This is a genomic window from Nostoc mirabile CHAB5784, from assembly GCF_020829645.1.
GTDB classification, from domain to species: Bacteria; Cyanobacteriota; Cyanobacteriia; order Cyanobacteriales; family Nostocaceae; genus Nostoc; species Nostoc mirabile.
In genome coordinates this window covers 1-9,558 of the sequence record NZ_JAIVFS010000180.1, presented here as the reverse complement: position 1 = coordinate 9,558, position 9,558 = coordinate 1, and the positions used below count along the sequence as shown (strand labels likewise).

The 9,558-nt window shown below is 40.9% G+C and carries 12 protein-coding genes and 1 pseudogene; 9 read left to right on the top strand and 4 right to left on the bottom strand.

Features of this window, described 5'->3' with window-relative positions:
- Positions 1 to 108: 108 nt before the first annotated feature.
- The 3 genes and pseudogenes from LC653_RS42790 to LC653_RS42775 form a co-directional block, all read right to left on the bottom strand.
- Positions 109 to 531: a hypothetical protein gene (locus LC653_RS42790; RefSeq protein ID WP_229501342.1), complete on the bottom strand. Its 423-nt coding sequence runs from the start codon at positions 529 to 531 to the stop codon at positions 109 to 111.
- 538 nt (positions 532 to 1,069) lie between these two features.
- Positions 1,070 to 2,208 (bottom strand): annotated as a pseudogene (locus tag LC653_RS48150) (transposase).
- A 337-nt stretch (positions 2,209 to 2,545) separates the two neighbouring features.
- Positions 2,546 to 2,683 (bottom strand): hypothetical protein, encoded by a 138-nt coding sequence (locus tag LC653_RS42775; protein WP_229501339.1) that lies wholly within the window; start codon positions 2,681 to 2,683, stop codon positions 2,546 to 2,548.
- A 351-nt stretch (positions 2,684 to 3,034) separates the two neighbouring features.
- Between LC653_RS42775 and LC653_RS42770 the strand changes: the two genes are divergently transcribed.
- From LC653_RS42770 to LC653_RS42740, 7 genes are all read left to right on the top strand, one after another.
- The gene (locus LC653_RS42770) at positions 3,035 to 3,367 is read left to right on the top strand and encodes a PAS domain-containing protein (RefSeq protein ID WP_229501338.1); all 333 of its coding nucleotides are present in this window, start codon (positions 3,035 to 3,037) and stop codon (positions 3,365 to 3,367) included.
- A 109-nt stretch (positions 3,368 to 3,476) separates the two neighbouring features.
- A complete protein-coding gene (locus LC653_RS42765) occupies positions 3,477 to 4,373 on the top strand; it encodes a hypothetical protein (protein ID WP_229501337.1) in 897 nt (298 codons plus the stop codon).
- A gap of 321 nt (positions 4,374 to 4,694) precedes the next feature.
- Positions 4,695 to 5,630, top strand: coding sequence for a hypothetical protein (locus tag LC653_RS42760; protein WP_229501336.1), 936 nt, complete (start codon positions 4,695 to 4,697; stop codon positions 5,628 to 5,630).
- Positions 5,631 to 5,752: 122 nt separating this feature from the next.
- Positions 5,753 to 6,079 (top strand): hypothetical protein, encoded by a 327-nt coding sequence (locus LC653_RS42755; RefSeq protein ID WP_229501335.1) that lies wholly within the window; start codon positions 5,753 to 5,755, stop codon positions 6,077 to 6,079.
- Between the two features lie 2 nt (positions 6,080 to 6,081).
- On the top strand, positions 6,082 to 6,378 hold the full coding sequence (locus LC653_RS42750) for a VVA0879 family protein (protein ID WP_229501334.1): 297 nt from the start codon (positions 6,082 to 6,084) through the stop codon (positions 6,376 to 6,378).
- Positions 6,379 to 6,384: 6 nt separating this feature from the next.
- Positions 6,385 to 6,588, top strand: a complete 204-nt coding sequence (locus LC653_RS42745) for a hypothetical protein (protein ID WP_229501333.1) — start codon at positions 6,385 to 6,387, stop codon at positions 6,586 to 6,588.
- Complete coding sequence (locus LC653_RS42740; RefSeq protein ID WP_229501332.1) at positions 6,585 to 7,190, top strand: MT-A70 family methyltransferase; 606 nt, start codon at positions 6,585 to 6,587, stop codon at positions 7,188 to 7,190. The genes LC653_RS42745 and LC653_RS42740 overlap by 4 nt, the downstream gene beginning before the upstream one ends.
- A gap of 60 nt (positions 7,191 to 7,250) precedes the next feature.
- Here the strand turns inward: LC653_RS42740 and LC653_RS42735 are convergent, their stop codons facing one another.
- Positions 7,251 to 8,207, bottom strand: coding sequence for an RpnC/YadD family protein (locus LC653_RS42735; protein WP_229501331.1), 957 nt, complete (start codon positions 8,205 to 8,207; stop codon positions 7,251 to 7,253).
- A 40-nt stretch (positions 8,208 to 8,247) separates the two neighbouring features.
- Between LC653_RS42735 and LC653_RS42730 the strand changes: the two genes are divergently transcribed.
- Together LC653_RS42730 and LC653_RS42725 are read left to right on the top strand one after the other, a co-directional pair.
- Positions 8,248 to 9,048 (top strand): DUF5131 family protein, encoded by an 801-nt coding sequence (locus LC653_RS42730; protein WP_229501330.1) that lies wholly within the window; start codon positions 8,248 to 8,250, stop codon positions 9,046 to 9,048.
- Positions 9,049 to 9,113: 65 nt separating this feature from the next.
- A partial coding sequence (locus LC653_RS42725) for a helix-turn-helix domain-containing protein (protein ID WP_229501329.1) occupies positions 9,114 to 9,558 on the top strand: 445 nt, incomplete at its 3' end.

Here is a 9,558-nt window from a genome sequence, read left to right as displayed (position 1 = left end):
TGCCTAATTATCAACAACAAATATCTGAAAGCCTCATTTTCTCGTACAGATTAGCTAATTTAGATGATTGCATTTACGTGCTCTAAACTAGTCACACAAAGGCTTTGACTATTTTCGGAGATGTCTAATCACAAATAAAAGGCCAAGGTAGAAAGCAGGCAATTCTAGCTCAACTTGAACGTCTGAGCTAAACTGGGTAAGTATGTACCTTGCAACATTACTTACACCAATAATCAGCCAGTAGATCATGCCTCCCATGAAACTTGCAACGGCTGACCAAAAAGTGGAACTGATGCCACCCAGTAGAAACTCGATGGGTCTAGGCACCCTTTCACGAAGAGTCTGAAATGATTTAACTTTAACTGATAAGATAGGAACAATCAGTATACTCAACGTGAGATAAATTAATAACTCATCACGCTTAACTAATATAAAATAGGGTGAGAGTCCTACTAAGATTGAAAATACCACCAAGGCGTTAATAACAAACCTGTTTGCATAACCAGATTCGGGAAATCTGTCAGAACTCACGGTACTCCTTACGTATAAAACGCTTCTTCCTGTCCAACGGTTATCGCCTATCAACAGCAAACTCTCTTAGTTTTGAACTATACCACTGATCGCCCCTTAATTTTGCCCTTAGCTTTCAAGTAACCACATTAAACTTTGTAACTTGCATAATGAAGCAGTATTTTTACTGAAAAATAAATAATTACACATTTCTTTATAAATTACAGTGCGCTTTTTTGTTGAAAAGTGAGAGAAAGAGAGATAAACTCAATAAAAATTACGTAAATGTACTGTTGTAAATATAGTAACCCAAACTAAGTGTATAGGATAAAACATTAAAGTTATTCTCATTTCAAAAGGTTGAACTCTAGTCTTTGTTTTGCTTCAAATACTTGTTAAATTCAGTAGACCGAAAAGTTTGGCGATGCCTTCGGCGGGCGTAGCCATCGCTAAATAATAGTAGCCTGTGATACCGTTTTTGGAGAAAAGTGCAAAAGCTGATTGCTTTGGAACAATGGATAAGTTTGGCTTATTAAGAAGTCCCAAAACCCAACCAAAATCAGCCGGACGGTAAATAAACTTCGCAGACTAACCCATAGTTGCGGTCTACTGCTTGGCGTAAAATTCAAGCATCTGTTTGAGAGTAAATAGCTGAGAAAAAACTTGTCTAGTACTTCTTTTTAAACGGCTAAGATAATGCCATACTAGATAAATTTAAATATTAATAATTAAGAAAGCTAAACCAACAAATAGAAGCCGAATCAAGGGATTTTTAATAGTGGTTTTAATTCGGCATTAGTTTTTCATTCGGTAGCTACTCTCAATCCCAAAACGAAGGCGATAGTCATCATGTATAAGATGGATAGATAATTGTACTTTATAGACTGCATAAATGAAGAACTCGCGCCCATGCGCTCTTCTTTTACCATTTTTATATGTACAAACTATCCACACCGAAAAAGTTACTGAGGCATATTTATCGCTGTTTAAAGTGTAACTAGTCTTGTAACTACGCCTACCTCTAATTAGCTGTTTTGTACCTCCATGTTGCCTCGAATAATAGCTGGCATTTCAAAGGGGATATCCAAAGCTTGTAACCAACGAATCACTGGTACACAGAAGAACTCTCGGTCTAAATATAATCGCTCAATCCTCAGGTTTAAAGGTTCAATCAACGCTAAAAGATATGTGATAACTGCCACCAAAGTGTTTTGTTGTTGAACAGCTTTGATATAACGTTACTCGTTTATTCTTTTTAATAACATAGATAGTAGCGTAAGCATAGAAAGAGCAAGTACCATTTTTTGCTTGACTTCTATAAATATATGGTGCTTCTAATTGCGATGGCTCACCATAATATGGAATTAAGTTGAAATCGATAGCAATTTTCTGCTGTCCTTGCCGTATACCGATGGGCAAGCGACTTTGGAGTGCTTTATTTAAAGCTGACTCTAATGAAATGAGGTCTGAATATTTTTCTAAATGGTAGCGAATATCATTACTGGTCGGAACATTTTTGAGAACTTTAGTAGTATTTTCAATACTATCTCTTTGAGTGGCAGCCCGAATCAAAATTTCAAAAATAGTCTGTTGTTCACACTTACCTTGAGACTTTATCGGAATGTTTTCTGTTAAACAGTTAACTACTTCGTTCAAGGTTTGATTATCAGTTAAAGCTGGAGTAGTAGTTGCAGTCATAGTCAAGCCAGATATTCTTCTAGGCCGATTCTCACGCAACTCTTTGACAAAATTCTCTGCCATAACAGCATAATCATATTCTGGTGTAAGATTTGCTCTTATGCTTGGTTGATTTATTAACTTTACTTATGCCACAAGGTCAACTCATCTCTACAATGCTGGCATTGAAAATTACTAATTTCAAACAAATTTCCACTTAGACAGGTATTCACACTAGAGCGATCGCCAAACTTTTCGGTCTACTGAAAGTGCAATCATTCTAACCTCTCACGAATGGGCTGAAGCCCTTACTACAAGCAAATCATTCTGGAAAAATGAATGACGATTAGCTTACTACTCACAGCAGCCTTAGTACTGCAATCTGTCGCGCCAGCAATTGTTTCACCTCGTTAACTGAACTATGCCGTAGCTCATGGATGGCTTGGTGTAATCCAGTGTGGGCATTGCAAGCCCCATTGATTGCTGTTTGTATCATTTTTTAATTTTGGTGTAAAAATCCTGCTTCCATAAAATCTTTGGGCTTCAGAGGAAGAAATACCTTTGACTGATGAACTAGCAGCATATATCAAAAGCCATACATTACGATGCTTTGTCTTTTGGGTCATCTGGTATTATCGTTCATCCCCTTAGCCCAATCTTCTTAGAGAAGCGATCGCCTCGTTGATTTTTGCTTCTATGACTCAACTTAGAGCAACTTTCCTTAACTAGCCAAGGCGATCACTGTCCTGAGTTGTTGCATAGTGATACAAAGTTGATGACATGAACGGTTATGCCACCTCCCTGTAAGGTACTTTATTACTGCTTACAACAATAAACCTAAAATGTTATGCTGGCAAGTAGCAACGGTAAAAAAATTACTACGATGATAGATATTGAACATATTGCTACATTCAAATGGGGTAATAAACAAGCCCAAAAATTAACAGAATTACGCGGAAATATCCCCCGTCGTCAGCTTGAGCAAAAAACTACTGACCTTGGACTAAAGGTTGCACATCAATATATTCAGCAATTAGAGCAACCTGATTATTACGCTACCCGCCTCAAAAGTGGAACAATCACTGTTTCAGTGGAGGTTGTTAACGTTTTGTGCGAAGCACTGAATGCTGATATTACCGATTTTTTCGATACTGCCAAAATAATTACTGTTGTTGCTTGATTTTTGTCCGTTGATAACGGTAAAATAGAAACATCCAAAACAAAAGGCGACCGCTCAAGTTTCGTAGGCTCTGCGATCACCCTTTGACCCTATTACAGGAGTTTCTATTATGACTTATCCCAAATACACACAGCAAGCCCTCTCTCCCTATAAACTCCCCCGTCTCAAAAGAATCGCCACTGAACTCGGTGTTACACCCACTGGGGACAAAAGAGCGGCCCAAACCTGGATAAACGCAATTATCACCTGCCAATCCAACCAGCTTCATAAAGTCACGGACGAACAAGCCCTCGCTCAAGCCGAACTCAACAACTACATCGCTGACCAAGCCCAAGCTGTTGCACCCGAACCCCTCAGAATAGTCGAAATCTCTTTTGATCATCACGAATATTACGCTGATGACAAACTGGTAGCCAGCATCAGCCATGACGACAACCACCTAACCCAACGCTGGGTAGTAATGGTCAACAGTAAAGAAGTATTTCGTGCCAACACTCTAATGCGTTGCGATCGCTTCATCTGCACTCACTACAAAGATGGCACACTGCTAGTAGAAGCAGAGGTGCAGGGGAGCAGGGGTGCAGAGGGGAAAAACCTACAACAACTTTCTCCTCTGCCCCTCCGCTCCTCCGCCCCCATGCTTTCCTCTTCTACTGAAAACCGAATCATGGCGCATATCTTCAACGAGTGCCAAAATTATGGGTTTGAAATTCTCGATAATGGCATTTACAACAACAACAGCGTGAAACTGGGGCAAGTCGGATGCACTGACCGTAACTGGTGGGTGAAGAAGGGTTGTTCAGGTCAGCAGCAGTATTCTAACTCCGTGTTTGATGCTGTGCGCTCATTGTCGATGGTGGATACATCGCTGGCTGAACCAGTTCACAAATACTTGCAAGACCGACCCTTAGAGCAACTGAGTTCTAATGAATTACAGCAGCTTTTCAACTATGAAGTGCGATCGCAACTTCAAGAATTAGTCAAGTCGCTTCGCTCCAATTCGTAATTCGTAATTCGTAATTCGTAATTATTACCCCACGGATAAATCCGGGGGCTTGAATAAAGTTGGCTTTGCCCTTTTTTTCTTTTTCATAATTAAAATTAGGGGCTTGCACCCTTAATGAATTAATTAATAATTAATTCCTAATTTCTAAGTTTTTAATTACGAATTACGAATTACGAATTACGAATTATTCGGTCACGGTGTAAAGCCTCATGTGGGCAGCAATTTTCATTGCTGCTCACTTTTAGGTATTTTTTGGGCGTTCCTCTTTAAACACACCCAACTCTATTACTTGCTGAAAAACATATTAGTCAAGGAATCAGCATGAGTTTATCTTTAAATCAAAGTGCTTTAATCGAGTCTCCCTCATTGAGAACTTCCACGCTTTCTAACCTTGATGATGCCCGTTCCAGTGATGTTCTAAACAAAGCAAAGGCTCTTGTGTTCGCTCTTTGGAATGGGCAAGGTTGGGCAACAGTTGAACAGTTAGCTCAGTACTTCCAATGTTCTATACCAGGTATTAAGCATATCTACGAGAGAAATAGCAAGGAGTTTCGAGATAACGAAACCAAAAAATTGACTGGGAAGCACTTGTCTGATGGTCGCTCCTTGTTGGGTTTACCATCCAGAACATCACAAGCTAGGGTATTTTCACCTTCTGGAACACTTCGGATCGCAATGCTGCTCACTGAATCCGAAATAGCCGCTCAAGTGCGAACAATCATCTTAGAGCTAGTTGCAGGAGTGCCTAAGATTACACCAAAAGTTGAGACTCCCACTATCCCTGCCCTCCCTCCAGTCGAGCAACGGCTACATACTTTTGTGCAGGCAATGAAGACTTTAGCCGAACTCACTGGTGGCAGACTCAACCCATACATGGAACAGAATTGCAAAGACTTCGCCGCCAATCTTATAGCTGACTACAACAGACAAACTCTAACCGGCACAAAAGAAAAGTGGATGGGCGTGGTGAATTTTGCTGAGATTGAATTCGGCAAGAAAGTCCCTATCAGTGGCCCTCACTACCGGGGACATCTTGGGACATGGGTTCGCACATTCTACCCACAATTGGGCGATCGCCAAGAAACGCGATTGGTTAACGGTGTGCAACAGCCCATCTATGTCTACGCTTGTCACGAGCCGACTGTTGCAGCAGGCTTAACCAAAGCTGTAGAAGAGTTCTTTGCTCACCCCAGCCCTGGTGCAGCGCTAAGAATTGCGGGTGCTTTTACTAGCAAGAAGGAAAAAGTATCAGTTTAATAACCATCAATCTTCAATTATTCAGTTGCCCGAATTTTGAGCGCTACTGGCTACTAAGCTGATACCGACTGGAGAACATCGAAAAATTTGAATCCATCGAAGATGAATGTTCAGATGAGGAGGTGGAAGAAGACGAATCAGAAACAGACAGCACAAAAAAAGTAATTACTTGGTTTCGTGAGTTTTGGAAGTTTGGCGACAGAGAACAAATCAAAGAAAGAGTACAAGATTATATTATTAGCCTAAATTACCTAACTGAGACTGAATCTGATAAGTTAGGCGAGTGGACTTGGAAAGATTTTTCTAGTTTTAAAAGAATCACTAAAAAGTATCCTATGCCGGAAGTAGCTGAAGCCCAAGTTGATTGGAAAAAAGTAGGAGCTTTTATTCATGAATTATTTGGGGTAAGTTTCCATGAAGACGAAGAATTAGAAAATGAGGAGGATTAAATATGAATAAAGAACAGTGGCTAACTCTTGGACAAACACTATTTGGACAAGACACAATGCAATGGAAGTTTAAGTGTCCATGTTGCGGTCACATTGCTTCTGTCCAAGATTACAAAAAAGCTGGCGCTCCATCTTCTGCCGCAGGATTTTCTTGTATAGGACGATGGATGCCAGTTTGTAAAGAGGCTTTCGATGATAAGGATAAGCGCAAGATTCCTTGTAATTACGCTGGCGGCGGATTAATTCAAATTAATCCCGTTGATGTTGATGGAATTAAAGTTTTTGAATTCGGAGTTTAAATTCTCATGAAACTTATTGTTCAAGTAGTAGAAAAAGTCATTAGCGAAGCGCATATTCACATTCCTGATGGACTCACGGAAGATGCAATCAGACAGCACATCGTTGGACTTTATAACAGTGGCGAAATAACTCCTGATTTAAACATATTTCAGGTTGATTTTGAATCCATCAGCGCAACGATTGTTCAACAACCGCAGGAGATAGCATGAGACTCACAACTCTACAAGGCCATTACCAGTGCATTGTTATAGATCCTCCCTGGTTCTACAGACTTCGTTCTAAAGACAAAACTCACCGCAACCGCATCCCCTATCAACCAATGCGGACTGAGGAAATTCTGGCTCTGCCCATTCCCGAATTATGCGGGAGCAATGGCTGTATCCTCTGGCTCTGGTTTACGAACAATCACATGGTCGAAGCGGCTCAATGTTTACAGGTATGGGGATTTGAACTCAAAACCATCCTGACTTGGGAAAAAGTTACCAAGGATAGCACTAAAACACATCTTGGGGTGGGACATTGGCTGCGAAACTCGACCGAACATTGCGCTTTGGCTGTTCATGGGAATGTCAAAGCTTTCTCTGGACGAACACTCACAAACGAGTCCACCATCCTGCACTCTCCCAGGCGTGAGCATTCCCGTAAGCCCGAAAGTTTCTACCAACTCGTAGACAAACTGTGTCCAGACATAACCAAGCTGGAGATGTTCGCACGCGAGTCTAGGGACGGCTGGGACTGTTGGGGGGATCAGGCGGATCTGTTTGATCAGCTTGGTGCAGAAATTGATAACGATACTTCATTGAGTGCTTAATTAACGCTAATTTCGGCACCCAAAACTTGCTGAACCTTGAAAATCAAATATCAAACAATTCTAATTTTCTGGCGGTGTGTCATCTGCTGTCTGATAAATAGAACGCAATTCATCAACAGTATTTGCTGTTTCTATTGCTGACAAGATTGATTCCAGCAATCTGAAATCTTCAAGAAGCTCAATTTCAGGTAATAAGTTTTGTCCAGGTGTTCCAAATTTGAGTTTTAATCCCAAAGCTATGCCTTTTAATAAAGATTCTATTCGAGCAATTCTCTCAAAACTAGTAACGTACTGCATACGCTGTTGTGCCTCCAATTGTTCGACTTCTCTTTTAAACTCTAGTTCTAAATCCAATGGTAACGTTAGCATCCAATCAATGAAAACTAAAAGGTTAACAACAGCCTCGCGTTCAAACCCTTGCTCATACAACCGACGCACTAAATTCAGTTTTGATTGTTTCCTTTGCGACCTATTACTGCGGGTTTGCACTGCTGCCAAGTGAGCCATTACCACCGTAGCAAAGGGGTTGCGACTGGCTTCTAGCTCCGACAACCTTTGTTGATAGTCTAGCAGCTTGATTACAGGAAACTGAAAATCAACCGTACAACCAAACAAATCGTACCCAAACTGCGATGGTCGCCAGTTGATGTTGTCATCCCCCAGTATCGCGCATGATGCAACAGAGCGATCGTAACGGTCAAAAATTCGATAGTTGTAGACAAACATCCGTTTAGGAAAATCGGTTTCCTCTTGACTTTGGATTTCTATATGAATCAACAGCCAAGATTCTTCGCCCCCAATGCGATAGATTTTCACCAATTTATCAATTAGTCGTTTTCCTAATTCAGCATCACGAACTACTTGCTGTAACTCTTGATCTAGAAACTCGAAACCTCTACTCCAATCAATTTGAGCATGGGCTTGAGGAAAAAAGAATTGCATGAAGTCTTCAAAATACAACTGCAACATCTGCTTCCACGGGGAATCATATTCAGTTTGAGGTGTTTTATTAGCCATTTTCAAATGTATTGTCTAATTTCAAATTTCAGAGGTGTTTATGCCAACAAACATAGAATGGACAGACTTAACAGATAATATCATCCGTGCCAAAGTCGGCGGTTGGTGGTGTCAAAAAATCTCAGAGGGGTGTAAAAATTGCTATAGCGAAAAGCTGAATCAAAATTCTTTCTTTGGTGGGAATAAGCAACCCTATTCTGGACAACCACCAGAACTAGTTTTAGATACAGAAGCTATCCGAAAATGGGGATTACAAAGGAAACCTAAGAAGCATTTCGTTTCTTCAATGACTGATGTTTTTGGTGAATGGATTCCGCTTTTTTGGCAACATGAAATGCTGGACGGAATGTTCGCTGCTCCCTTGCAAACATTCCAAATACTTACCAAGCGTCCAGAAATTATGTTTTCATCCGTGGCGGAATGGCTTGATAGTCAAGAGCTAGACAAACTGCCTTCAAATATTTGGGTTGGCACTTCTATTGAAAATAGTCGCACTCTTGAAGAACGTAGTCAATTCCTTGCTCAGATTCCTGTTGATATTCGGTTTTGGTCGGTTGAGCCATTACTAGAAGATTTGGGCGATGTAAGTCCGTATCTAAACCAAGTTCAATGGTTAATCTGTGGCGGTGAGTCTGGCCCAAATTCTAGACCATGCCACATCGAATGGCTCGAATCAATTGTCCAACAATGCCAACAATCGAAAACTAGAGTATTCGTCAAACAGTTGGGGGCGAATGCAATATTTGGGGGACAGCAATTTAAAACCCGCGACAAGAAAGGGGGAGACATTGAAGAGTTTCCCGAATATCTGCAAGTTAGACAATTTCCCTTTGATGCGTGAATAAAGCAAAACCCCCGCCTGTAGCGCAGTGCGGGGGAAAACCAAACCATTTGAGGTTTATAGATATGAGTTTAGCAGAAAAAATACAAAGTGATGCCTCTAGCTACGGCAGAAGAAAACGCCATATTTATATCGATAGTAAGCTGGATGATCTACCACTAACAATGGAGGCATTTCGAGTTTACTCTCACCTGTGCCGTCGAGCCGGTTGTGATAATAACGCCTTCCCTTCATACAAATCTATCGGTGAAGCCTGTTTTCGCGGTTCTTTCCCTGGTTCCTCAACTGAAACTTTAAGGCAAAAAGCGATCGCAGCAGTCAGCGAACTGGTTTCGTGGAACTTAATCACTAAAACATCCATTACCAAGTCTAATGGCTCAGTATCGAATGGCACTAAGAAAAGCTCTAAGCTATACGGAATAAGGGCTACAGCTTTGAAAGTTATTGAACAGTCGAGGAGGGGTCAGGCGGTCGTCCTTGATGCAGTGTCATGGAAGCGATCGCCACAAA

Coding starts and splice junctions, on each gene's coding strand:
- LC653_RS42765 (WP_229501337.1), top strand. CDS start 3,477: ATGACTTATCCCAAATACACACAGCAAGCCCTCTCTCCCTATAAACTC.
- LC653_RS42740 (WP_229501332.1), top strand. CDS start 6,585: ATGAGACTCACAACTCTACAAGGCCATTACCAGTGCATTGTTATAGAT.
- LC653_RS42735 (WP_229501331.1), bottom strand. CDS start 8,207: ATGGCTAATAAAACACCTCAAACTGAATATGATTCCCCGTGGAAGCAG.
- LC653_RS42770 (WP_229501338.1), top strand. CDS start 3,035: ATGCTGGCAAGTAGCAACGGTAAAAAAATTACTACGATGATAGATATT.
- LC653_RS42775 (WP_229501339.1), bottom strand. CDS start 2,683: ATGATACAAACAGCAATCAATGGGGCTTGCAATGCCCACACTGGATTA.
- LC653_RS42730 (WP_229501330.1), top strand. CDS start 8,248: ATGCCAACAAACATAGAATGGACAGACTTAACAGATAATATCATCCGT.
- LC653_RS42745 (WP_229501333.1), top strand. CDS start 6,385: ATGAAACTTATTGTTCAAGTAGTAGAAAAAGTCATTAGCGAAGCGCAT.
- LC653_RS42760 (WP_229501336.1), top strand. CDS start 4,695: ATGAGTTTATCTTTAAATCAAAGTGCTTTAATCGAGTCTCCCTCATTG.
- LC653_RS42750 (WP_229501334.1), top strand. CDS start 6,082: ATGAATAAAGAACAGTGGCTAACTCTTGGACAAACACTATTTGGACAA.